This is a genomic window from Calditrichota bacterium, from assembly GCA_013112635.1.
Taxonomy (GTDB): Bacteria; Calditrichota; Calditrichia; order Calditrichales; family J004; genus JABFGF01.
Map to the genome: position 1 here is coordinate 1065064 of JABFGF010000001.1, position 26722 is coordinate 1091785.

The following is a 26722-nucleotide window of genomic DNA, read 5'->3' on the forward strand; positions in this document are numbered from 1 at the left end:
AACATACAAAGATAAGGAAATAAAAGTTCAATTTAAAGCAAAAGAATAGGTTCTTTAAGGATTAATAATTTGTATGCAAAAGGAAAGAAACAAACAATAATTTTTACTTTGAGAATATCCATTTTAGTCCCTGGCGAAAAGCTTCGGGGGCAGCAGAAAAATGGCTGTGACCATTTAATGTTGCGGTTTTTAAAAACCATGGAGACTTTGATTGTTTCTCCCAATGCTTCATCCATTTTAAGGCTGGTTCGCGAAATCGCTGGTCATCATTTTCTCCACTTGAAACAAATAACTTTGTCTGTTTATCTGCTTTTTGAATACCAGGATTTTTTATGAAAAAATCCAAGTTGCGGTGTAAAGCTGGATTACTTGCAATGTGGCCCCAAAACAAATCAGGAGATGTTAAAGCGGTATAAAGCACAAATTGTCCGCCGATCGATTGTCCAAAAATAAGACGCTTTTTACTATCAGATGAATATTGCTTTTCAATAAGTGAAAATATTTCATTTACTAAAACTTTTTGAAAATTAGCTGCTCCACCCCAAAAATCTCGATCAGCGGCTTTTGCGGTAAAGTCACGGCTTCGCATATTTCCTTTTTGCCAGTCTGACGTTCCATAAGAAATACCGACAACAATCATTTCCGGAATTTCTTCCGCAAGTCTTAAATATCGGTAATAGCCACCCAATATCGGAAAAGTAATACCGCCATCAAGTAAATAGATAGTAGGATATTTTTTACCTGACTCATAGTTTTCCGGTAAACGCACATAAAGATGATACGTCTGATCGATTGTTTGCGAATTCAATTGGTAATAATGTGTTTCTCCCAAACCTTGTAGTTTGTTAAAGCCGGGTTCTTCCGCAAACACAGAAAACTGAAAGAAGCTAAACAGAATAATGAGTTGTACAGTTTTTATGAATGAATCATTTTGTTTCGTTTTCATGATATTCTCCAGATTAAACCAATGAATCTAAAATGTTTTGCGGAATGGGGCCCAAATCCGAAGCAGAACTGTTTTCCTCAACTTGTCTGGAGGTTTTTGCACCCGGAATTGCTGTTTGACAAGCTGGATGAGATATACAGAATCTCAGGCTTACTTGTGCTTTGCTTTGCTCTTTGAAATGGTCATACAAAGGCTCAAGCCGTTCCAATTCATTCAGATATTGTCTTAGCTTTTCTGCTGATAAATTCATACTTCGATGATCATCTTCACCAAATGTAGATTTCGCATCAAATTTCCCGGTTAAAAATCCAAACAAAAGAGGAATACGCACAATAACCCCAATTCCATATTTTAGAGCTTTTGGAAAAAGCACCTTTTCAGCTTCCCTCTCTAAAAGATTATAACGCACCTGTAAACAATCCAAAATATCATTGTGGGCATCCAGCAAATGCGCCTGCTCTGTTTCTTTAAAAGATTGAATGCTTAAGCCGGCGTGTTTGATTTTCCCATCTTTTTTTAATTGTTCCAGCGCTTGCCAGGGCTCATCTCTTTCCAGCTTTTTCAAATCCGGGCTATGTAGTTGTAGAATATCCAGAGTTTCCAAATTAAGGCGTTTTAAGCTTTTCTCTGCTGCAGAGATTAGATAATTTTTTGTATAAGTTTGCTTTATTGCTCCATAACCTTCATCATCATCAGACGATGCATTATAAAAATCATTACCCGCTTTAGTGGCAATTATGATGTTTTTTTTACCACGTTCGCTAATCACCTTTGCAATCAATTCTTCAGAATGTCCAAAGCCATATACATCTGCTGTATCGATCAGGGTCACTCTCTTATCAATCGCTTCATTCAGGGCATTTATAGAAACTGTATCATCCGTCTTCCCCCAATTCATCCCGCCAATAGCCCATGCTCCAAATCCCATTGTCGAAACTTCAGGACCATTTTTCCCAAGATTTTTGTATTTCATATATAAAACCTTTCTATTACGTTAAACGGTGCAAATTAAGAATTTTTAGAAAAATATCCATTACACTTTCCGGGTTACTTAGCAGGAGTTATTCATAATAATTAGTTGTAAAAATTCGATAGACATTGCCCTTATTATCTTTGCCAACACCGGATGCTGTTCCCTTATCAAATGAAAAAGTATAAAACACAACATCAATCACCGTTCCGTTATCACCAATTAAAATCATAGTCCCGACCGGTTTAGCATTTGATTCCTCTCCAAACCCATATAATGATGAAAATTTTTCTTTTGACCTTTTCTCGTTATCAGCCAAGAATTGACCTTCGCTTGCAAACGGCCCGATTAGATCTTTTTTTGCATTCCTTGTAAAATTGCTTTGAAATAAATATTCACCTTCAAAATTTTCTCCATTATCGGTTGAGAAAGATATTTCACCCTGTCTCTGCATTGCATTATTAAAGTCAATTTTAATTTTTTCACTGCCATTTAAATTATAAATCCGCATGGATGAGGTGATGTGGTAACATTGCAAAAAAGTTATCAAAAGGAAAAAACTTAGGACTAATTTTATTGCGCGTATCATAATACTCCTAAAATATTGAAGTTTATTTTTATCTTGGAAATAGTTTTATATTCTGGTAAAAAAAAAAATGAGTTCGTAACTTTTCAAAAAATAACGCATTAAACGTTAGATTTCAATCATAACATTATTAGTCATGATCTTTAATTCGTGTGTTTTTTATTTTCAAAAAACAAATAGCTGTTAGAAGTAATTCTTCCAAGAACCAATGCAATAGCTGCAGCTGTAACACCAATCATATCAAAAAGAGAAATCAGTGTAAATAAGGCCATTACGATAACAACAACTTCTGCTGCAGTTGCTTTACTAATTGGGGCTGTATTTTTGTAGGCCACTTGTATGGCTCTCTGGAAAGAAATCAAAACCGACAGTGCCGGGATGACTATCAAAATTTGTGTTGGCAAAATAGCAATTTCTGCAAGAAGTTTTGAAAGACCGGAGACAGAAATAAACCAAATATCGGCCAGAGATGTAAAGGCAATTACTCCCAAAACCAGGATATTAAAAAACGCTAATTTTGTTGCGAATTTTTTTAATGGCCTGTAACCTTTTTTATCCTCTCCGATTAAAGCGATGCCCACTTCCTGGTATGAAAGCCCTATGCTGCGGAAAATAAACACCAACGAATTTATAACCGGCAGAACAGCCAACGACTCCAGGGACATTTTGCTATGGCCAACTAAAAAAGTAATCAATGGATGTGCACCTAAACCAATAAATGTTGCGAGTGCCAATGGAAAATAAAAATTAAATATTTTTTTATAACTCAGATTATCGTTACTGGTTTTATCAAAAGATTGACTTTTTAGTTTTTTCAAAATGCTTCTACACATTAAGTGTGAAGCAATCATTTCTGCAACTACGCCGGCAGATAATGAAATAGCCCCGATATACGCGCCCGAAATTGTAACAAACTTGAATAATCCATAGGCTGCTCCGGCCATTACTAAAAGCCGGATGATTGTTCCATAACTGACTAATTTTGTTTTGTTATTGGCAATAAGAATTCCTTGCAAAAAACGGCGATAAGCAATTGCTCCGGGCCATGGTATTAAAAATAACAAGCTATATCGTGTTAGCTCGCCTACATTTACAGGAAGGTTTATTAAAGTTCCGGTAATGAAATTAAAAATCTGCGGTATTAATCCAATCGCCAAAATAACTGTAACAAATATTATTAATAAATTATTAAAATTTCGAAGCTTAAAATAGGATTGACTGTTTTTCACTAAAGATGTTGAAGCGGCCATCATCATGATTACAGGTGCTTCAGACAGAAGCGCGAAGGAATAAGCAACGCCATATGCAGCCAGATTAAATTTAGCTTCCGGAAGGCGGGCAATAATTGCTGCCAGAAACGGTCCCTCAAAAGCCATCATTAACCAGGTTAGAGCTAAGGGGTACCAAAATTTAAATATTTTTTTTTGACTTAATTCTGCAAAATTCATGAGTAGCTGTTTTTATTGACCAGCTATTAAGTTAAGAAACAATTACAAGATATACAGATTGTTTTTCAATTGGGATAGGTGCTTAAGTTATTTGCGGTATTAACAAAAGAAAAACCCGGAATGAGTAAAAACACAAATAATTCACACCGGGTTATAGTTATTAAACTTATTTTTATTTTATTAAAACCATCTTTTTTGTTTCCTCAAAAGACCCGGCTTTTATTCTGAAAAAATATAGACCCGTTGATAAATCCTTTGCATTAAAAACAACCTCGTATCTTCCACTTTTTTGTTTTTCATCAACAAGTGTTTTTACCTCACGGCCAAGCAAATCATAAACAACCAATTTAACGGGCCCGGCATTTTTAAGGGCATATTTAATTGTTGTTGCCGGGTTAAATGGATTTGGATAATTCTGAGATAGCTCATATTTTTCAATAACTGCAGGAGTTTCAGTACCATCAATGCCAACAGGCGATTCTCCCAAAAAATGCTGTAACATATATTCAATATTAGAACTTAAATCATTATAATCATACCAGTAGGGACGCCCACTTATATATATTATTTTGGCCCCATTCTCATTATATAATCCACCATATTGCGGATTTGTCCAGGCACCTATTCCTTTTGGTTCATCAAAGCTGATTGTTTCTTTAAATAAGAGTGTACTATTTTCATTGGTTAAACTTATATTAAAAACTGAATTTAAGATTTGGACACGCAAAAGATCCATGTCAGTCATTTTATTATCAATAGAAATACACTCCTGGGTTGCAACATAACCGCTGTTCCCCCATTTAATACCCATTTTTTGGCTCAACTGCCCTTTATATTCTTCCTGGCCATATCGTGAGAGTAAAATTAGGTTCCCCCCATATTCAACATATTTAAAAAAATCTTCTGAATTTGATTTATTGACCGTGACACCAAAATAATTCTTTCCCAACCAAATAACAGTTGAATACTGTAACAAAACATCCAGCGGGACATAACCTACCCCAGCCGGCTCCTCAGGTAAAGAGGCCGGATACCCGTCTTCCGGTGCTTCAAATACATCCCAGAAGGTAATCGGGTAATTTCCCCAAAAAGCCCTATTTGCAAAGGCATCATAAACTGCTTTTGAGTTTAAAGATGCTAAGCTGTTTACAACCAAAACACCCTTTTCAAATAAGCCCGGCATAGCATTAGGTAAATCTGGTGTTGGAAGCTGTAGTTGTACCCATTCCCCGCCACCATCTGTTTTTCTGCCATAGGAAACATCTGCTATTTGCTTTTTATAACTCACCTGGTCAATAAATATTGTATCATTTTCAATAACACGCACCAATCCAATTTCTTCACCATTGCCATTTAGTTTAAAGTCTACATGTAAGGGGCCTTGGGACACGTTTTTGTCAGCCCAAAAAAGTTTGTAGCCACCAGGCTCAATTATAGTGGAGGTGGGGTCTATTACAGTTATCCGGTATTTTGTTGGATTTTTTAAATCATCCGTCAAATAGAACCCGCCCATGTCTGCTTCCTGATCGCTACCATTATAAATCTCTATCCAATCGTCATACTCTCTATTGTCGTCTCTATTATATGATTTGTTTTCTGCTAAAAGCTCATTTATAAATATATTTTCTACTTTTTGAATTGAGTTCTTTTGGCCAGGCGTGCCACCATCAACATAGCTCTTCCGCCAATTCCTATTTAGCAGGTTCTCCATTTTCAGGGATCGTAATTCAAGTGACGGGCCTTTTCCATCCGTTTGTCTTACCCAATCATTTTTGTTACTATAACTAACAATGTCAACTTGCCTTTCATTTTCTAACAATCTAATATCAGCTCCTGTATTTGGAAGGGAATTGCCGGTCCATTCAAACACCTGGTATACTTTGTCCAAATATGTAGACGCATTATTTGCAACTATCAGGTATTCACCACTTGTTATTTGCGATCCAACCGGAAAACTGAATTCAATCCTACCAGAAAGCCTGAACCCTTGTAAAGCAACTGTCGTTAAGCCACTGTTAAATATTTCGATAAACTCAAAACCGTCCCCATTTGCAGGGTTATAATGAATTTCTGTAATCATTAGTTTTTCATGTTCCGTTCCATCATAATATTTGGCACCCATATCTGCGCGTGTACCATCGGGATCAATCGTATCAGGACTCCCGGCATCTATTGCCGGGGAATTTGAATTGAGATAAAAATTATTTGAAAAAGAAGGGTTGCTATGTATGTTCCCTTCCCCGTTCATCTTTTCTGTATCCGATAGGGAATAGCTTATATTTAAAACCGATAGGTCATCTACCCAGAAGGGTGCTTTTGTCGATTGCGACAGTATCGAATTTACAATATCTGCATGGCCACCACCGGCACCAATATTTTTTTCAAAGCTGGCAACGGCCAAAGCATTTCCATAAAAAGTATTGCGGTCTATAAAGGCATATGATGAATCATCTTTTATGCCAACACCCTGGGCACAATTAACAATTACATTATTTTTAATATTTGTAATTGATGCTTGTCCTACAGATATCCCTTTATCAGTACAATTAAAAATCAGGTTTCCCTCAATAAGAATATTCTTACAACCCTCGCCCAAATCTATGCCGTCACTGTTAAAACCAGTAAAATTGTAGATAGTATTACCCCTGACAATGCCACCATTTACCTGATCTAAATCAATGGCATCGGTATCAAACAAAGTGTTGCCACGAAAGTCATTGTTTTCAATAAGTGTCGCATTGGCATATTTCACATTTATCAAATCTGACGTATGGTTTGAGTGTAAAATACTATTGCGAAGGGTGACTTTACTATACTGGGCATAAATCGGAAAAGCTACATTTTCCAACCGGATATAATTCATATCTATCTCAGAGTTATTCACCGAAATTGAACCAACATGTCTTTCCAAATTACTGCCCTTTGTGGAGCCTTTTAGTACAAGGTGGGAAATTTGTGATGGGGCTGTTGCATTTTCAATACATAAGGCGCCCCAATTTGAGAACCCACTAATATTGTTTGGCTTTATAACTACAGGATTCGATTCGCTGCCATTTACTATAATATTGCCATATACAAAAATACTCGAATTTTCTGTCATTTGAATTTCTGTTCCCTCTTCAAGTACTAATGTTGCATTAGGTGAAATTACTAAATCACCTTTTACCAGGTATGGTGAACCACTTAATGTTAGTGTATTATCCGAGTCCAAAACAGCTGGTAAAACATTATCATCCGATGGTTCAAATACGGCAGTTATGGAAGATGTATCGGTCAATGTAACTTGAATAGAATCCGAACTACTATTGGAAATGCCCTGCCATTCTTTGAATTTATAACCCACAATAGGTATCGCTTTTAATGTTATTGCTGCATCCATAAAATGAGGACCGGAATAATTAGCCGGTACAATCATATTGTTTAAAAGTATTTTACCTGCGGATAAATCGGTTTGGTTAACTGTGAACTCAGTTGTTCCTGTCAAACCGAAAAAATTTAAAATATGCTGTCGTTGATATTTTTGACGTTTGGAACCAAACTCTTGCATTACATTAACATTGGCCTTCCAGGTATTATAAGATGGAATTTCTCCCCATCTTTCTATATGTCTTGGTATTTCAGTTTCAATTTTGCTTTTTAAACTATCGAAAATATGTACAACCCTCTCTTCCTGAAAAACCGTATTTAGGTAAATTGCAAACCTTTGGATGAACTCATTTTTAAAATCAGTGCTCTCGAGCAGCTTTTCAAATATAAAAGAAGAAGTGGCAATACTTAAAGCATTGTACGTATAATTATCATACGTACCAAAGCCAAAATCAAGGTCCAGCAAAACCCAGCGCCATTTTGAGTTTTCTACTCTCTCCTTCCACAACTTTTCATTGGTATTTGGCCAATTAGTATTATTACAAAAGATTTCGGTAATCAAATAATTTATATATTCATTTACATCGATTTGCGTTTTTATGTAATTGTAGTTTTCAGCATTCGATAGATTATGACTATTAAGATAAGCAATCAGTTTGTTATAAGCTGTAAGGTCTCCTTCATTAGCAATCGGTGTCGGGCCAAAATCGTATTCGAGATAATCTATATTTCCGGGATCAATACCATGGTGAGAAGCCAGGTAATCGGCATCCAGTTTTTCCCGAATATTATAAATCCCATAATAATCCCCATTTATAAAAGTCATTGCCGGCTGATATGCTTGCATATCCAAATCAAATTGGTTTACAACCAGAGAATGCTGGAGACCGTCACGAAACATTGTATACTGAACATCCGGTGTACCTGAGTTTCTTAAATAAATTGATGTGAATTTTTCATTTTCCCTGCTTGGAAATATTTTGTAATTAATTTCTTCAAATCCAAACCTATCCTCTGTCGAAATTGTTAAAGGCTTCTGGGCATAATGAAAAGCAGCCTGGCCGGAAAGTCTAATCCCAGCATCAAGTGTAAATCCCAGCTCACCTTCCTTGTCAAAATAATCAACACTTACTGGCAAAACGCGCTTTTTTATTTCATTTGTATAAATTCCCTTTTCATCTCCAAACATGGGTCCTGGAAAGACAGCCAAAGAGAGAACAGGAAGAGTTGGCTCTTCATTAATTATATACGATTGCGTTACAATTGGGCCCGGCAATTTATCGCCATCAAATACCCTTGCTCTTAAAACAGCAGTGTTATTTAAAGTAACCCACGAATCAAATTCAGCAGATGAACTGGTCGGTTTTGATCCATCAAATGTGTAATGAATTGTTGCAGTTGGAGACTCATTGGTAAGTACTACTTCCTTTCCATTGTCGAATACTCCACCCGGGATAGAAAAAAGTGGTATAGTAGCTTTTTCAGTATTTAATGTACCGTTTGTATTATTTGCAGCTTCCGGTGTTGGCTCTCCAAAATAATTCCAAATGTTTAAACTGTCTGGCCGTCTGCCATAAGATACATCTGTTATTTGCGGGCCAAAAGTGATTGCATCAATTTGATTACCCTTGGGATCATATAGCCCAATTTCTTCACCACTATTACTTAACTTAAAACTTAAATGAAGGTTTTGTAAGCTAACATATGGATCAACTGGCTCCATACCATCAGCCCAAAATAAGAGATATCCTTTTGATTTAATAACGGTGCCTTCTTCAATTTGGTGCTTTGTTGGTTCATTCAAATTATCTGTCAAATAATATCCACTTAAATCAACGGATGTGTCCTGAGCGTTATATATTTCTATCCAATCCGAATAATCATCATAGTCTAAAATTTCAGCATTGGTTGTTACGTTGGAGGCTAAAAACTCATTTATATATACATTTTGTCCGCTTGAAAAATTTATTATACAAAAAATAAAAAGCGGGATAATAATGATTTTATTTCTTTTTTGATTTTTCATAGCTACCCTTTTGTTGGAGGTGATACTAATAAAATAATGAGTAGTTGTAGTGGAACTTAAGGTTGATATTTTTGGGTTTATAACCAAGTTTACTTGACATGCATAATATGCTATGGAATAAAGCAAAGTCAAATAAAAATTGAGTTTTGAAGTTAAGTATAGTAAGGGTTAGATAATGAAAATAGATTGCTTAAAGAAAAAAGGCTTGCCAAAAAATTGACAAGCCTTTAATGATAAAGCTTTTTTTATTACTGACCAATCAGGATTGGTTTTTTATCCCACTTAATAAGATGCTCTGTTAAGCTACCGACCATAAAATCAAACAGACCGCGTTTTGAGTGTGCGCCTACAACAACCACATCAGCCCAATCCAACATATCGCCTTTACAGGACTCGATTATTTTATCGGTTGTCCAGTCTGTAATAATATTTTTAAACCCGTGCAATTCCAGATAATCTTTAGCGCTTTTAAGTAATGATGATGCCACATGCTCATCATCTTCTGAAATTAACAAACGCGGCTCAGACATTTCAGGAATCATAAACTGAGCAAAACGCTGCAATGCCCTTGCTGCAGGAAGGCTTCCATTAAACGGAATTAATACTTTTATTTTGTCTGATATCGGATCAGGTATCATCAAATCTTTTGGCACACCATAAATAGGTGTAATGGATTCATGAAGTAGTTCATGGAGAGAGCTCCCCGGTTTGTCTTGTGTCTCAAAATGAAAATGAGTCCTCAAACCGGTAATTACCATATCATAGAATAATGATTCATGCAAGATTCGCTCACTTGGGCTGCCCTGGTTTTGAGATTCCACATGTTTAACACCGGCAGCATCACATTTTGAACGAAATTTATGCAACAGTTGGTCGATGCGTTCCTGCGCATGTCGTGTGTGTTTTTCTTCCAGCTTATCTGCATAATAAGAACCGCCAATCGGTACAGGCCCGATTTGTTTTTCAATTCCAGGAATATCTAAAATTACCAACCCGGTTAATTGTGCTCCGTGATACTTTGCCATTCTGCATCCAACCTCAATGGCCGAGTCGGTGTATGGTGATGGATCAAGGGGAATAAGAATACTTTTAATCATGGTGTTTTCCTTTGTATAGAATTTCCTTAAAACCAAGTTCTTTTATGATATTATTATAAAGTGCTGCTTCGACGAAAAATATAAGAAAGATAACCTATTAAAGAAAAAAGATCAAAGATTAAAGCTGTCCAAAAATAATCAATTCACAATATTTTTTGGCTTTTCGTCTATAAAAGATTTGATATTTTCTATAACAATATCCAGCAATCTTTGCCGTGCTTCTTTTGTAGCCCAGGCAATATGCGGCGTTATATAACAATTTTTTGCAGTCAATAATGGATTCTCTGCAGTTGGTGGCTCTGATGACAAAACATCCAAACCGGCTCCAGAAATACGTTCTTCATTTAATGCCAGCTGCAAATCCTTTTCATTGATAAGTCCTCCGCGGCTCGTATTGATTAGAAGAACACTCTTTTTCATCTTTGAAATACTAATATTGTTTATTAGGTGATTCGTTTCATTTGTAAGTGGACAATGAAGACTTATAACATCACTTTGCTTAAACAATTCCTCTAAATTTACTTGTTTAAATTCTTTACTATAATTTTTTACTACACGCCTTGTATTAATCAAGACATCCATCCCAAATGCCCGTGCAATTTGTGCTACTTTTTGCCCAATCTGACCATAACCGATAATGCCCATTTTTTTTTCGGCCAATTCTAATAAAGGAAAATCCCAATAGGACCAATCCTTGGAATTTGTCCATCTACCATCTTTTATTGTTTTATTATGGTGGCTTACATGTTGGGTCAGGTTTAAAATATGAGCAAAAACCATTTGTGCAACCGAATTAACACCATAGGCAGGTACGTTTGCTACTGGAATATTTAAACTTCGGGCAGCATCAATATCTACTATATTTACACCCGTTGCTGTAACAACAATTAATTCTAAATTTGGCAATTTTTTCAGGATTGATTTTGTAAGTGGGGTTTTATTAGTCAATATAATCTGAGCATTGATAGCCCGTTTTAAAATATCCGATTCATTTGTCCGTTCATAAATTGAACATTCCCCAAGTTCTTGAATTGCCTGCCAACTTAAATCTCCGGGATTTAGGGTGTATCCGTCCAGTATAACTATTTTCTTTTTATTCATACTGCAGAATGTAAATTTTAACTCACTCTTATTCAAAAAATTAACTTTTTATTCACTGTATTTTGCAAATTCTTTTTAGTAAATTTAACTAAACCAAGAACTGACAGTTTAAAAATAAAAATTGCCATCCAACGCTGAAGTTTTAGGGCTTGGACCCGAACATTTAAAATTGATCGCATTTAACTTCCACATAAAATAAACGAGGACTGTAAAATGTCTTTGCCTTCCAGCCATAATCAGGCTTCTATCAGGGATAATTTGTTATCAAAATATAGTGATGTTTTTACTAAGGAAGCTTTAACATCCATAAATTTACTATCCCAATTTAATGATGAACGCTTAAAACTTATGTCAAAACGAATCCAGAGAAGGAATGATCGTTTTGCAAAGAAAGAAAACATATCTTTTTTAGATCCTGACCAAATAATTGCTGGAACAGATATTTTGGTAAAGGATGCCCGAGCAGGAAAATTTACAGGTTCAGAAATTCCTCACGATCTACAAAGGCAATGGATACAAGGAACAGGTCCTGGAGCTAAGCCCAACAGCCCGGTTGAGAAAAGTATCCGCAATATTGCTTATGCCCTGCTTTCCGGGGCTGACGGCTGGATGTTTGACGGGGAAGATGCCCTCGGTCAGGTTACAGCGATGTCTCTTGATAATCAAAGAAATTTAAAATTGGCCATCGATAACGACCCTTTGTTTTTAAATGTGGCCGAACAAGTTTCTGTTGAAATGAACCGTTGGGGAAAAAGTTTTTTTGGTCGTCAAATTATTGATGACTGGAGAGAACAGCTTAATTTTACAACAAAAATTTTTAGGGCACGCGGGCTTCACCTAGATGACCGCCATATAAGAGACCATAATGGTTTTTCCCTTTCGGCTTCTATCGTTGATATGGCTTTATATGTTACAAACAATTACAAAAAACTGCTTAACGATGGATCTTCGATTGTATTATACCTGCCAAAAATTCAAACTGCAGAAGAAGCTGCTTTCTGGAATAAACTTCTAAGTTTTTTAGAAGGACACCTAAAATTAAAGCTGGGCACCATAAAAGTATATGTTTTGCTGGAACAGCTTGAAGCAACATTTCAGATAATGGAGATACGTGCCGCTTTAGGTAAACATTTTGTCGGTTTTAATACAGGCCGTTGGGATTATATCAACAGTGTTTCTGATGCAATGGCCTGGGATAAAGAGTTTATCAATCCGAATATTGAAGAAATTGGCATGACCTATGGTTATATGCGCAACTATGAAGACCGCGTAAGGCGATGTGTAAATACAGCGGATATAAATGGAAATTTTGCTTTATGGCAAGGAGGCATGGAACCAAATATTCCTGTAGGATCAGAAAAAGGCATTGCCAATAGTATGAAAAAAGCAGTTGCCGGCGCCGTTCGGGAACAGCAGGAAGGGGCAAGTGGTAAATGGGTTGCGCACTGGCGTATGGTGCATATTGTGCGGCCTGTTTGGGAAAAGGTTAGCGATGCAAATCAATTAGGCAGAAAATTTCCTGCTTTAACATATACGCAGCAAGATGCTGATGGCTTAGTATTATTAGAGCCCGCCGTCCGATCTATTAGGGGTGCACGTAATTTGTTAAGTGTTGCTTTGCAATATGGAAATGCTTTTTGCGAAGGATTACAGGCTGCTGCATTGAAACCAGCTGATTTCTTTGGAAATGATGATATTCTCTACTTGATGGAAGACATGGCCACTGGTGAAATCCGCATGAGTATTTTGTGGGAGTGGATTCATAAAAAAGCCCGTTTAAATGAAGATGATGATTCGATGGGTCTAAAATCAGGCGATACTTTTTCGCTGGAAATCTTTAACCGTTTAATGGAAGATGAGTATCAGAAACTTTTAGATGCCGATAGCAAAGATGTTCACGAGAAAACTAAAACAACGACATTGCCAATCGTGAAAGAAATGGTAAACAATTATATAATGGATGAAACAAAAATTCCATGGTATATCGATTTACTAAACATTAATCTTAACAATACTGATTTTGCAACTGCTAAGGCGCGAATTAAGAAATATATTGAATCATTTAAAAAAGATGGTACACGCATTACAGAAAATTTAGATTTTATTCACCCGGCCTCTTAATTAGAGGATAATAAACAGGAGATAAAAAATGGATAATTTTTTCAACCATATTAATGAAATGAAACAATGGATGTCAGCCAAACGCTTTGAAGGGATAACCCGTCTTTATTCTGCCAGGCAGGTTGTGGAACAGCAAGGAACCATTTTTAATGATTATTCTGTGGCTAAAAATGCCGCTGCAGAATTTTACGAATTACTGCGAGAGCTTTATGCAAAAAAAGAATCCATAACAACTTTTGGGCCTTATACACCAAGCCAGGCTGTAATGATGAGACGTATGGGAATAAAAGGGATTTATCTTGGTGGATGGGCTACTTCTGCAAAGGGCTCCATAACAGAAGATCCTGGTGCTGATTTGGCCAGCTATCCATTAAGCCAGGTACCGGATGAAGCTGCGCCAATTGTCCGCGCTTTACTTGCTGCTGATAAAAATCAAAAATACCTGCGTTCTCGAATGACAGAGAAAGAACAAAAAGAGACACCAGAATATGATTATCGCCCGTTTATTATTGCCGATGCAGATACAGGCCATGGAGGTGATGCCCATGTTCGCAACCTGGTCCGCCGTTTTGTAGAAGCAGGGGTTACCGGTTATCATATCGAGGATCAACGATCCGGAACAAAAAAATGTGGTCATCAAGGTGGAAAAGTTTTGGTCGCTATCGATGAACAAATCAAAAGGCTAAACGCTGCTCGTTTTCAATTGGATACTATGCGGGTTTCCGGAATTATTGTGGCGCGAACAGATGCCGAGGCAGCAACATTATTGGATAGCAACAGCGATGGCCGGGACCATCCTTTTATTCTTGGCGTTACCAACCTGGATATCCCGAGTTACAGAAGTTGTACGCTGGCAATACTTAGGCGTTTTTACGATGCCGGAGTTGAAGAGATAAATGGCCATATGCTATACAACTTGTCTGAGGATGAGTTTAAACAAGCGAATGATTGGTTCAAAAATGCTAAAATCTCCGTTCAGATTGATGCCAGCATAAAGGAATTTGTTGATGGAAAACAACCTTTGTTGGACAGAAGTCTCAATGCAGCACTTGATTTGTTTGTGGAAGTTTGGGAAAAAGAATCCGGCTTAACTACCTTGAAAGAAGCTGTAGCAGATGTTATGGCATTCCATATTGAAGAAGGAGCTGAATATGACCTTAGTGTTGATGAATGGTTAAGTTTTGCCAAAACTGCTTCCTTTTTTGAAGCAAATCAAAAAATTAATGAAATGGGATTAGATATAAGCTGGGATTGCGAACTATCCCGTACACCTGAAGGTTATTATCAGGCTCGCGGAGGTTTGGAATATGCCATTGCAAAATCATTGGCCGTTGCTCCATTTTGTGATATTATCTGGATGGAAACCAAAACAGCAAATTTAGAATATGCCAAAAAATTTGCAGATGCAATGCATGCAGAATATCCGGATAAAATGTTGGCTTATAATTTATCTCCATCTTTTAACTGGGATACAACCGGTATGACTGATGACGAGATGCGCGCTTTCCCAATAGAAATGGGCAAAATGGGATTTGTATTCAACTTTATAACCTACGGCGGGCACCAAATTGATGGTTTAGCTTCTGAAGAATTTGCAACAGCATTACAGCAAACGGGAATGCTTGCCCTTGCCAAGCTACAAAGGAAATTCAGATTACTTGAATCGCCTTATAAAACACCACAAACCCATGTTGGTGGCCCTCGTTTAGATGGCGCCCTGGCAGCTTCTTCCGGTAGGACAGCAACCACTAAAGCAATGGGTAAAGGCTCAACACAATCTCAGCATCTTGTACAAACTGAAGTCCCAACAAAATTATTAGAAAACTGGCTTGATATCTGGGCAAAACAGTACAAAATTGTTTCCGGTCTTAAAGTAAAACTAAGGCCTCACCGTGCAGGATCAGAGCTTTTGGAACTTAGTGTACTGGATGATTATGGCAATAAAATGTCTGATATCGTTTTTGCAAATATTCAAGACCGAAGAGGAAATAACATTTTATCAGTTCGCGATCAAAACACACTCAATCCTGATTTTAGGATGAAAAGGTTTATGACGCTAAACCAGATTTTTCTAATGCATCGCTATAAAACAAATTCACTTCATTACGTTACACCAAGCGATGATAATAAGCGCCAAACAGAGGGCATGAAAAAACTTGGTATTTTTAAAGAAGTGAGTCAGGAGATTGGTGATATTATTGTTGCTAATGTGGATGTAGACAAAGTGAAAGAGCTACTAAACGAAGATTTGGTAAAACTGAAAAAGTTAATCGCTAAAGAATAAGAGTTTAGTCATTTGTTTTTAATATAAGCCCTTAATGTCACCCTGGCGTAAAGGGCTTTTTTGCGACATAAATATTAATTGTCATATCCAATCACTATTTAAAGAATCCTCATTTAGCTTCGATCATTCAGTAATAATATTGGTGATTTAAACCGTACGAAGGAAACCTTTATAGAAATACAATCCGGTACAAGAATGATCAAATACATTAGAAATATAATTTTCCTATCACTCTTCTTAACACTACAAAATATTTTTTCCCAACAATACTATTTTAAAAACTATACTGGAGAAGATGGTCTTTCCCAGCATTCTGCAAATGTAATAATTCAAGATAGTGATGGATATTTGTGGGTTGGTACGCAAAATGGGCTTAATCGATTTAATGGACGTAAATTCCAAATTTTCAGCATTGAGGATGGCCTTGAAAATGATTATATAAATGACATTGCTCAAGATAGTTCTGGGACAATTTGGATTGCAACAAACAATGGGGTTAGTAGATGGGATGATCCAGGATTTACAAATTTTAATGACTTGGCTGGACTTGCAAATGAGAACGTTCTGAAACTGATTGTGGACATGAATGGTTTTTTATGGTGCAGTACATTATCCGGATTATACCGCAAAAATGAAAATACTTTTAAAAAATATTCGTTTCAGGATAGAATTCCTGAAACAAGGATTAATAATCTTTTCTTTGATAATAACGATAATTTGTGGATCGCAACTAGCAATGGATTATATGTAAACAATAATAATTTATTTTCGGATAGTTTGATATCTCCAGCAGATATGCTAAATGTATTAAGCATTGTTCAAGATAACAGCAATCGGTTCTGGCTTGGTTTAAAAAACCAAATCCGGGTTTATAAAAATGGACACTTGATAAGGACTTTTGAAAAAGATGACCATATTAATGGTCCTGTAAACCACCTTTTTATTAGTGACAATGATATTGTATGGGCTGCAACGAATTATGGCGTAGTCATGATCAACGGAGAAAAAACAGATTTAATATATGAGAAACAAGGTTTGCCCTTAAATACTGTTCTTACAGTTACTGAAGACAATGACAAGGTTATCTGGTTAGGTGGTTATGGCGGTGTTACAAAATTTCAAAGCCGGGCTTTTGTTAATTTTAATACAAGAGATGGACTTGGTGCAAACCAAATCCGCCCAATCGCAAGGCGTAAGGGAGGAAAGCTTTGGGTCGGCACTACAGGGGGCTTAAATAGTTTTGATGGAGAAGAATGGAAATTATTTACTGAACAAGATGGTCTTTTGAATTCAAAAGTTAACTGTCTATTTCTTGATCCATCAAATATCTTATGGATTGGTACAGAAAATGGTCTTAATTACTATGATGGGACAAAACTCCGAGTAGCGCATGATATTTCTTTGAGGGAGCCCATACGTTACTTAGATCAATATATGGATAACATTATAATTGTTTGCCAAGATGCTGTTTATTCATATAACAGGTTTTCAAATGATTTAGATAAAATTGAAGTCCCCGGTAATAGCTTAATAAACGCTAGAACCTTAGGGGACAGAAAGGGTAATTTATGGATTTCCGGAACGGCTGGCCTTTCCGTTTTTAATGGAATAACCTGGAAAACATATACTGTAAAAGAAGGCCTGGCTACAAACTACCCTTATTTTATTTGCGAAGATTTTTACGGAGCAATCTGGTTTGGATACCATTCCTCACATGGTCTTACACGATTTAAAAACGGCAACTTCAAAACCTATGTTACTAAAGATGGCCTTACAAGTAACGCAGTCTATTCACTTGGAACGGATTTTGATAATAATTTATGGATTGGTACTGCACGTGGAGTAGACAAATTCGATGGGAATAACTTTAAAAATTATAATACTTCTGATGGTTACGCAAGTTATGAATCAAACTCCGGAGGTTTTTTCTTAGACTATGATAGCACCATTTGGTTTGGAACAGGAAACGGCCTCAGCCACTACTACCCATCATTTGATATTGATAATAAAAGCCCTCCAGTAATTAAGATTAATTATACACAACTGGGAGATTCTGTTTATACAAGAAATAGCTCCATTCAGGTCAAACATGACCAAAAAGATTTTTATGCATTTATTGAATGTCTCACTTATATAAATGAAGAACGAATTGAATTTAAGTACCGGTTGTTGGGCTATAGTGATCGTTGGAAAAAATTTAAAGACAGAGTAATTCAAGTTTCGAATTTGCCGCCAGGAACATACACCCTGGAAGTTAAAGCAAAAAAATATTTGGGAAATTGGTCGAAACCTGAACGCACTAAATTTATTATTGAACCACCCTATTGGAAAACATGGTGGTTTAGGGTTTTGAGCTTCCTATTAATATCAACTATTCTATTTGGCATCTATAACCAACGTGTTCGAAGTATTAAAAGGCAAAACGAAAAACTAGAACTGCAGGTTAAAGAACGTACCAAAGAAGTTATTAAAGGTAAAAGAGAAACCGACAATATTCTCAATAATGTTGAAGAAGGCTTATTTTTGATCAATCCTGACTATTCAATAGGAACTCATTATTCAAAATCCCTTGAATCCATTTTAGAAAAAAATAATATAGCTTGTGAAAATTTTGTTGCAACAATCCAAGAAAATATCCATAAAGAAGACGCATCAACAATAATGGATTTTTTAGATATAATGTTTATGGATGATGTGGAAGAAGAGATGACTTCAACACTTTCCCCTTTAAGCAAGATAAAGTTCCATTTTCCACGACAGAATAGTAATGAAGCAATCAACAAATTCCTTTCTTTTAAATTTAAACGTATACAAAACGAAGCCGGTAATACAGAAGAGCTTATTTCCACTGTCAGCGATATAACGAACCAGATACATTTAGAAAAGCAACTTGCTGAGACAGAAGAGCATCAAAAAAAGCAAATGGATTGGCTATTTAGCATATTGCATGTAGAACCTGAAATGCTGAGTGATTTTATAGATGGTGTAAAAAGAGAATTAGCGACAATTGATATGTCATTATCAATTCCTGATGATGAAATAGATATTTCCTCAACACTTCAAATTTTGTATCGTTCAATGCATATGATAAAAGGAAATGCAGCCTTATTGGATTTACATTTTTTTGTTAAGGAAGCTCATGAATTCGAAGATTTAATTTCTAAAATCCAAAAAAAACAAGAATTAGTTGTTAGTGATTTATCACCTCTTCACGAAAAACGTAACACAATGATGGAAGTTTTAAACGAAGTAAATGCTTTAATCGAAAAGATTGGCAACCTGACTAACAATTTTCGACCCAAAAAGAATCTTACAAATGACCAACTGATAGATTCCATCAATAAAATGGTTTACAGTTTTTCAATCGAGTCTGGGAAAAAGGTTAGTTTTGAATATTCCAAATTTGATTCGAAACAAATTCCACCAAACTACCGCATTTTTATCAAAGAAGTACTAATACAGTTTGTAAAAACTCATTTGCTCATGGATTTGAGAATAATGATGAGCAAGAGGCACATGGAAAACAGGTTAATGGAAAAATTGAAATATCATCTTGCATAGAAAATGCAACCTATAAAATTACCTATCGGGATGATGGTCGAGGACTTGATTCAAATAGATTGCGTCAGAAAGCTTTGGAACTAAACCTGGCGCCAGAAAATACAATAAAAAAGTGGACGGATAATAAATTATATTCAGTGATTTTTACACACGGTTTATCAACCAACCCATCGCCGGATAGAATTTCTGGCAGAGGTATTGGATTAGATATTGTAAAAAAGAAAACGGATGAATACGGTGGGACAATTACAATATGTTCAGAGGAAGGTCAATTCTGTGAGTTTATAATTTGTTTGCCAATTAAATAAAATAAAGCTTCAAACATCCCTGTTTAGCCCGATTAGCAATACCAATAAAATACGGATTCTATTTATTCTACTAAAGAATATACTCTGAGGTATAAATATGATTATTAGCTCCTCTTTAAAATTACAGATGTACTATTCCTCTCTTATTCTCATAATAATATGGCATCTACTTTCACCAAAATCAACATTTGCCCAAAAACCGAACATAAAGTTTGACCAGATCACTGTTTCGGATGGTCTCTCTCAAAGCAAAATAACCAGCATTGTGCAAGATAGTGTTGGATTTATGTGGTTTGGTTCAAAAGCAGGTCTAAATAGATTTGATGGCTCAAAAATCAAAATATACAAATCTGATAAGAATGACAGCACTAGCATAAGCGATAATTCTATTCTAAATTTATTTAGGGACCGGCTCGGAAAACTATGGATAATAACAGAAGAAGGCGGGCTCAACCAATATGATTCTAAAACAGAAAATTTTACTCAGTTTAAACATAACTCAGCTGATTCTAATAGTATAAGCTCCAATATTGCCCGAGTATTATATGAAGATAGAGGTGGAGTTCTGTGGGTTGCAACCTATGGTGGTCTAAACAAATATATTCATAAACAGAAAAAATTTGTTTTGCAAAAGATTAAAAATCCAGGAAGCAATATTGATTTAAGTAATCAATTTATCTATTGTATCAGCGAAGATTCTAACGGGGATTTGTGGCTTGGCACTTCAGATAATGGCCTTATACACTTTAATAAAGAAACAGGCCATTACACACATTATACACACAATCCCAAAAACCCAACAAGTTTAAGCAGCAATAATCTCCGTACTATTTTTACTGACCATACCAGCACTCTCTGGGTGGGAACTAAAGGTGGCGGCTTAAGCAGCTACAATATGGAAGGTGATGAATTTCAGCACTACAAACCGGAATCTAACGATCCATATAGTATTAACAGTAATTCAATATTATCCATTTTTGAGGACAGTAAGCATCGGTTATGGATTGGCACTGATGGAAAAGGCCTAAATTTATATGACAGGCAAAATGACCGTTTTTATCATTATCAGGAAGATATTAATAACAACAGTTCTCTTAGCAATGATGTTGTGTTGGATATTTATGAAGATAATATAGGGGATATCTGGATTGCTACTTTAGGAGGAATCAATCGAATAAACAAGGAAGGAATGCGCTTTGGACATATAAACTCTCACCCGGTTGATAAAAACACACTAAGCAAAAATGAGATCCGAGCAATTTATGAAGATCGTTCCGGTACTCTCTGGGTGGGTACGGATAGAGGTGGGCTAAATAAAATTCAAAACCTAAATATGAGTAATGTTAAACCAAAGTATACTCATTTTAATATGAACAATCATAGTGGTATTAGTGATAATGTAATTCTTTCGATTCTTGAGGACAAGCAGGGGAATATGTGGTTTGGAACCTATACAGGTGGTTTAAACAAGTATAATAAAAAAACTGAACAATTTACACATTTTAAACATAACCCTGATGACTCAACCAGCATTTCTTCCAACTTTATTTGGTCAATAATTGAAGATCGGGAGGGATTTATATGGTTGGCTACAAGTGGTGGGGGCATTAATAAATTTGACCCGAAAACTGGCAAGTTTAAGCGTTTTCTGAATTCAGGTGACCCTAAAAGTATTGGAAGCAATGTTATCATCTTTTGTCATGAAGATTATCTTGGTCAACTATGGCTGGGGACTTATAACCGTGGTTTAAATCTTTATGAAAAAGAAACGGGTCAATTCAAACATTATGAACCTGATCCACAAAACCCAAACAGTATTAGCAGCAAAAAATTATTTTCAATTTATGAAGATCCAACCGGTTTTCTATGGATTGGAACAGATAACGGATTAAACAAACTTGACCCTAAAACAAAAGAGTTTACGCGTTTTACTGAAAAGGATGGCATACCCAATAAACTTCTTTTTGGCGTTTTAGGCGATAACGAAAATAATATTTGGCTAAGTACCAATGAAGGTCTCTATAAATATGACATTGCCAGCAAAACAGCAAAACCATATACAAAAGAAGATGGGCTTCAAAGCAATGAGTTTTATAGGGGGGCTTACCATAAAGGACATTCAGGAAAATTTTACTTTGGTGGCTTGAATGGGTTTAATTCCTTTTTTCCACATGAGATTAAGAACAATCAGACAATACCAACAATTGTTCTAACCGATTTTCAAATATATAATAAATCTGTCCCAATTGGTTTATGGGAGAATGAACAAACAATCCTTAAACAATCCATAACCAATACAAAAAAAATAGAGATTTCATACAGAGAAAACCTTTTTACCCTTTGGTTTTCTGCCTTAAGCTTTATATCGCCAGGTAAAAACCGCTTTGCATACAAAATGGAAGGGTTTGATAAAGATTGGATAAGCATAGGTGAGCGGCAATATGCTAACTATTCCAATCTGGAAGGCGGTGAATACACTTTTATGGTGAAAGGATCTAATAATGATGGGGTGTGGAACGAACGTCCTACAACGGTAAAAATTATTATCACACCACCATTTTGGAAAACAACATGGTTTAGGTTCTCCAGTGCCTTCTTCTTGATTGTATTACTAGTCGGTTTTTACCGTCAACGTGTAATATCCATTAAAAAGCAAAACGAAAAATTAGAACAGCAGGTTAAAGAACGTACCAAAGAAGTTATAAAAGGTAAAAAGGAAACAGATAACATTTTAAATAATGTTGAAGAAGGCCTGTTCTTGATAAACCCCGATTTATCCATTGGTTCTCAATATTCAAAATCATTTGGTGCCATAATGGAAAAAGATAACCTTGCCAATAGAAGTTTTATTGATTCCATCTCAAAACACCTGCCGGATAATACGTTATCCATTGCTACAGAGTATTTTGAACTAATGCTTGATGAAAAATACGATGAACAAAACATAGATCAATTCTCGCCATTAAACCCTGTCGAATTTTCTTTTGAAAATACAGAAAACAAATTTTTATCTTTTAAATTTAAACGTATTCAAAAAGAGGATCATACCATCGAGAAATTGATTTCTACCGTGAAAGATATTACAAATCAAATTCACCTAGAAAACCAACTTAAAAAATCTGAAGAAGATCAAAAAAGGCAAATGGAGTGGTTGTTTAATATTCTACAGGTTGAGCCTTCTATGCTGAAAGAATTTATTGAAGGTGTTAAACGAGAACTAGAAATAATTGAAGAATTGCTAATCACCGTGGAGGATGAAAAAAGTATTCCAGTTATTTTAGAGTCTATCTATAGATCCATGCACATGATTAAAGGAAATGCAGCACTGCTGGATTTAAACTTTTTTGTGGAAGCTGCGCACGGTTTTGAAGAAAGCCTATCTGAAATACAGCAAAGTGATAACCTAACATACCCGTGCTTAAATATTATAAAGGAAAAGCATGAAGAAATTAATAAGATTTTAAATGAATTAATAAAGCTCATAGACAAAATTGGAAACCTTACACAGAATTTTAAGCCAAAAAAAAACCAGGAAAAGCAGCAACTTTTAAAATCCATTAAAAACCTGATAAAAAGCTTGTCTATAGACATGGGGAAAAAAGTAGGTTTGGAATCTAAAAATTTTGATATCGAAAAGGTTCCACATAAATACCGGCTTTTTGTGAAAGAAGTTTTAATTCAGTTTATTAGAAATTCAATGGCCCATGGTATCGAAAAAGAAGTGGAGAGAAAAAAATCAGGAAAACCTGATGAAGGAAAGATTGAAATTATAACAAGCATTGACCAGGATTGTTTTAAGTTTATATACCGGGATGATGGTTGCGGGCTCAAACTTGAAAAACTAAAGGAAAAAGCACAAGAACTATTTGGCGCAAACGGAAAGAAAAACTTAACAGAAGATGATATTTACTCAGTTATATTTCACTCTGGGGTAACCACAACCACTACCTCAGACCATATCTCTGGAAGAGGTGTAGGCCTGGATATTGTAAAAAGCAAAATCGATGAATTTGGTGGGATCATTTCAATAAACTCTAAACAGGGGCAGTTTTGTGAGTTTGCAGTAGAACTGCCAATAAAAGAATATGAGACCAACAAGGAAGAAATATTAATGGGTTGAGTAAAGATAGACCCATTTAGAGCAATCAATTCCCCCGAATTAATCATGCACTTTATGGGCCAGTAATTATTTTATTTTAAAAATAACATCTTTTTTGTCAAACTCTTATCTACCGTAATCAATTTGTAATAATATGTTCCAGAAGCCACTAAATTATTTGCATTATTTTTTCCATCCCAGTTTGCACTATGCAAAACACCAGCTTTCATTTTTTCATTTTTATAGATCGTTTTTACCAACCGCCCCATGTTATCGTAAATATTCAGAGATACAGAGCTGTTCTTGTCTATGCGAAACTGGATGTTGGTTGTAGGATTGAATGGGTTCGGATAGTTTTGCCCTAAGGAAAACTTATTAACTGTAGCCTCAAAATCATCCAGCCCCAAAGCAAAGTCTTGAATTTGTAGACTATCTATCACCCAGCCCCAGCCATTTTGCTGATCATCTGCAAACAATCTAAAACGGATTAAGATTGTGTCACCTGCATTAAATGTTTCAGATAAATCTATGGAGTGTTGTTTAAATAGTTTTCTATATAAGCCTGCATTTGTCCAGGCATTCTCCCATTCAGGGAATAGACGCGAATCATATCCCGGTGCCAGGGGTTTCCACTCTTCACCATCTTTAGAAGCCTCAACAACCACATAATCTTTAAAATTCAAATCACCAAATTCACTACCCTCTTCACCTGGCTCTACAATCGCAACATCGGAATAAATCATTCTTGCATTTTCATCTTTTACAATTATGGGTTTAACCAAAGTAAAAATATGGTCTGTTGAATTTAGGTAATAATGTTTAGAATGAATTGCCGTACTGAACCCAAATGTACGTGTTATTGAAAATAAATCTCCCACGAAATCATCAATCGGTGCATCTTCAAAGTCCGACAAATATGAGTCTACAGGATTTTCAAATGAATAAACAACAATGGAAAGCTCATTGGAAACGGTTATCATTTCATCGAGAAAGGCATATATCCGAACTGGTATTTCTTTTGTTATGGTAGAAGTATATTTTAAAACGAGTTCAAATTTAGTTTCTGTTATATTTGCGAAAGTTGTATCCTTCGTCCCATTGATTAATACCTGGACTGAATCAAAAATTGTAGATCCACCTGCAAGAAGAGTTAATTTTGAGTTGCTATAATTTGCAGTTTTGAGATAAGCTTTATTTGTTAATCCGGTTATACGCCGTAGTGAGTTATTGGTAAAACCGGAAATATATAATGTGTCCAATGAGGGTGTTATTGCAATTCCATTTGGTTGATTAAAAGTAGCTTTTTCAATTGTCCCATCTGCACCACCTAATCCACCACCGGCAAACCAGGAAATTTCACCGGTTTCTTTATGAATTGTGTAAATTGTATGTTTGGTAATTCCAGTAGCATAAAATAATGAATCTGCTAAAACCATAAACCCAAGGCTTCCTTCTATTTGAGCAATAAGAGAAAGTGTTGTATCTGAGTTAACCTTAAAAATTTTCCCATCATTATAATTGGCGACATACATTATACCATCAGCATCAAACTCAATATCGATTGGGCCATTTAAACCACCTCCGTTTATGAATACAGATAAATTCCCGGTTGTATCAACGACACTAACACGGTTAATTCCATAATGTGTAATAAACATGTTGCCATCGCTATCAAAGTTTATGCAAGATGGCGTATTAATATTAGCAATCTCTAATGATTTTGAACCATCACTTTTTACTTTGTAAACCTGGTTACTTTGGTGGCTTGGAATCCATAAAGTGCCTTCGCTGTCAAATGCTGTTCCATTTGGTGATGTAAACCCATTGGCAAAAACTGAATGTTGGCCATCGGGAGTAACCTTTGTTACATTTTCACCAAAAAATTGTGAGCCATATAAATTGCCTTTGTCATCAAAAATCAATCCATCATTTATCAAACCGTTCGATGGAATTGTTTCTACTGTTTGCGAAAAAGAAAATGAAAACATAAAAATGAATAGCATTAAATAAGAAAACTTCAAAAACATTAAATCCTCCTTAAATTTCAATTATTGTCGTTGGTCAATAATAAGCTCATTTTTAAAGGAGTTCGGTCGGTATTATAAATCCGAACCTCTTTTTTACAAAGATGGGAACGAAATCTAAAAATTAATTTAGGTTTCTTAGATACTCTTTGGGAGTGAGTTGGGTTAATTTTTTAAATGCAGTGTTAAATGTTGTTTTAGAATTAAAACCGGACTCGTGAGCAATTGCTAATAAGGTGAGGTTTTTATAATTCTCCATCCGACTCAATTTTTTAAACTCTTCGATGCGGTATGCATTTATATAATCTGAGAAATTCTTTTTAAATTGCTCATTTATCAGGCGGGATAATTGATGAACTGGCAGATTACTTATTTCCGATAATTTTGGAAGCGTTAATTGAGGATCAAGAAATGGCTTGCTTTTTTCCATTTTGTTTTCCAGAACTTTTGCTAATTCCTCAAAGTCATTCTCCGAAGTTACATTTTTTCCGTTTTGTTGAACGGGCTCTTTTATAAAAATTTCAGGATGACCCATTGCATAATAAGCCATTACAAATGCAATCAACGAAAGTATAACCCAGGTTAATTGATAACCAAGATAATTTGGCAAGAATACTAAACCAACCTTTGAAGCTATAAATGAAAAAGACCAAACAAGTATAACAGCAGCGCCAACGATAATCATACTTCGCACAAATTGGTAAATATACTGGAACGAAAGATATTCCTTTGATTCCTGTTCGTATCTAATAAGCAAATTCCAATTCAAAAAAATATAAACACTA

Annotated in this window: 13 protein-coding genes and 1 pseudogene; 5 read left to right on the forward strand and 9 right to left on the reverse strand. The window is 35.6% G+C overall.

All coding sequences use genetic code 11. The features are described from left to right. Window positions 1-103: 103 nt before the first annotated feature. The 7 genes from HND50_04425 to HND50_04455 form a co-directional block, all read right to left on the reverse strand. A complete protein-coding gene (locus tag HND50_04425; protein ID NOG44450.1) occupies window positions 104-946 on the reverse strand; it encodes an alpha/beta hydrolase in 843 nt (280 codons plus the stop codon). Between the two features lie 13 nt (window positions 947-959). Then, a complete protein-coding gene (locus tag HND50_04430; protein NOG44451.1) occupies window positions 960-1919 on the reverse strand; it encodes an aldo/keto reductase in 960 nt (319 codons plus the stop codon). A gap of 88 nt (window positions 1920-2007) precedes the next feature. After that, window positions 2008-2505 (reverse strand): hypothetical protein, encoded by a 498-nt coding sequence (locus tag HND50_04435; protein NOG44452.1) that lies wholly within the window; start codon window positions 2503-2505, stop codon window positions 2008-2010. A 140-nt stretch (window positions 2506-2645) separates the two neighbouring features. After that, window positions 2646-3950 (reverse strand): hypothetical protein, encoded by a 1305-nt coding sequence (locus HND50_04440; protein ID NOG44453.1) that lies wholly within the window; start codon window positions 3948-3950, stop codon window positions 2646-2648. A gap of 172 nt (window positions 3951-4122) precedes the next feature. Further along, complete coding sequence (locus tag HND50_04445; protein ID NOG44454.1) at window positions 4123-9342, reverse strand: T9SS type A sorting domain-containing protein; 5220 nt, start codon at window positions 9340-9342, stop codon at window positions 4123-4125. A 248-nt stretch (window positions 9343-9590) separates the two neighbouring features. Further along, complete coding sequence (locus HND50_04450) at window positions 9591-10439, reverse strand: universal stress protein (protein NOG44455.1); 849 nt, start codon at window positions 10437-10439, stop codon at window positions 9591-9593. A gap of 138 nt (window positions 10440-10577) precedes the next feature. Continuing rightward, complete coding sequence (locus HND50_04455; protein NOG44456.1) at window positions 10578-11540, reverse strand: D-2-hydroxyacid dehydrogenase; 963 nt, start codon at window positions 11538-11540, stop codon at window positions 10578-10580. Between the two features lie 213 nt (window positions 11541-11753). Here HND50_04455 and HND50_04460 point away from each other — a divergent pair, with 213 nt between their 5' ends. The 5 genes and pseudogenes from HND50_04460 to HND50_04480 all read left to right on the forward strand — a co-directional run bounded on the left by HND50_04460 (window position 11754) and on the right by HND50_04480 (window position 23934). Continuing rightward, entirely contained in the window at window positions 11754-13661 is a 1908-nt protein-coding gene (locus tag HND50_04460) for a malate synthase (GenBank protein NOG44457.1), read from the forward strand. 28 nt (window positions 13662-13689) lie between these two features. Beyond that, window positions 13690-15945 (forward strand): isocitrate lyase family protein, encoded by a 2256-nt coding sequence (locus HND50_04465; protein ID NOG44458.1) that lies wholly within the window; start codon window positions 13690-13692, stop codon window positions 15943-15945. A gap of 195 nt (window positions 15946-16140) precedes the next feature. Continuing rightward, complete coding sequence (locus tag HND50_04470; GenBank protein ID NOG44459.1) at window positions 16141-19506, forward strand: hypothetical protein; 3366 nt, start codon at window positions 16141-16143, stop codon at window positions 19504-19506. Then, a pseudogene (locus HND50_04475) lies at window positions 19425-19814 on the forward strand (chemotaxis protein CheA). The gene HND50_04470 and the pseudogene HND50_04475 overlap by 82 nt, the downstream one beginning before the upstream one ends. A gap of 97 nt (window positions 19815-19911) precedes the next feature. Beyond that, window positions 19912-23934, forward strand: a complete 4023-nt coding sequence (locus tag HND50_04480) for a hypothetical protein (GenBank protein ID NOG44460.1) — start codon at window positions 19912-19914, stop codon at window positions 23932-23934. Between the two features lie 71 nt (window positions 23935-24005). Here the strand turns inward: HND50_04480 and HND50_04485 are convergent, their stop codons facing one another. Then, window positions 24006-25940: a T9SS type A sorting domain-containing protein gene (locus HND50_04485; GenBank protein NOG44461.1), complete on the reverse strand. Its 1935-nt coding sequence runs from the start codon at window positions 25938-25940 to the stop codon at window positions 24006-24008. A 121-nt stretch (window positions 25941-26061) separates the two neighbouring features. After that, on the reverse strand, window positions 26062-26694 hold the full coding sequence (locus HND50_04490; protein ID NOG44462.1) for an AraC family transcriptional regulator: 633 nt from the start codon (window positions 26692-26694) through the stop codon (window positions 26062-26064). Window positions 26695-26722 lie beyond the last annotated feature (28 nt).

Bases quoted from the DNA above. Each gene is read 5' to 3' on its own strand.
- HND50_04425 (NOG44450.1), bottom strand. From the start codon at position 946: ATGAAAACGAAACAAAATGATTCATTCATAAAAACTGTACAACTCATT.
- HND50_04430 (NOG44451.1), bottom strand. From the start codon at position 1,919: ATGAAATACAAAAATCTTGGGAAAAATGGTCCTGAAGTTTCGACAATG.
- HND50_04435 (NOG44452.1), bottom strand. From the start codon at position 2,505: ATGATACGCGCAATAAAATTAGTCCTAAGTTTTTTCCTTTTGATAACT.
- HND50_04440 (NOG44453.1), bottom strand. From the start codon at position 3,950: ATGAATTTTGCAGAATTAAGTCAAAAAAAAATATTTAAATTTTGGTAC.
- HND50_04445 (NOG44454.1), bottom strand. From the start codon at position 9,342: ATGAAAAATCAAAAAAGAAATAAAATCATTATTATCCCGCTTTTTATT.
- HND50_04450 (NOG44455.1), bottom strand. From the start codon at position 10,439: ATGATTAAAAGTATTCTTATTCCCCTTGATCCATCACCATACACCGAC.
- HND50_04455 (NOG44456.1), bottom strand. From the start codon at position 11,540: ATGAATAAAAAGAAAATAGTTATACTGGACGGATACACCCTAAATCCC.
- HND50_04460 (NOG44457.1), top strand. From the start codon at position 11,754: ATGTCTTTGCCTTCCAGCCATAATCAGGCTTCTATCAGGGATAATTTG.
- HND50_04465 (NOG44458.1), top strand. From the start codon at position 13,690: ATGGATAATTTTTTCAACCATATTAATGAAATGAAACAATGGATGTCA.
- HND50_04470 (NOG44459.1), top strand. From the start codon at position 16,141: ATGATCAAATACATTAGAAATATAATTTTCCTATCACTCTTCTTAACA.
- HND50_04480 (NOG44460.1), top strand. From the start codon at position 19,912: ATGATTATTAGCTCCTCTTTAAAATTACAGATGTACTATTCCTCTCTT.
- HND50_04485 (NOG44461.1), bottom strand. From the start codon at position 25,940: ATGTTTTTGAAGTTTTCTTATTTAATGCTATTCATTTTTATGTTTTCA.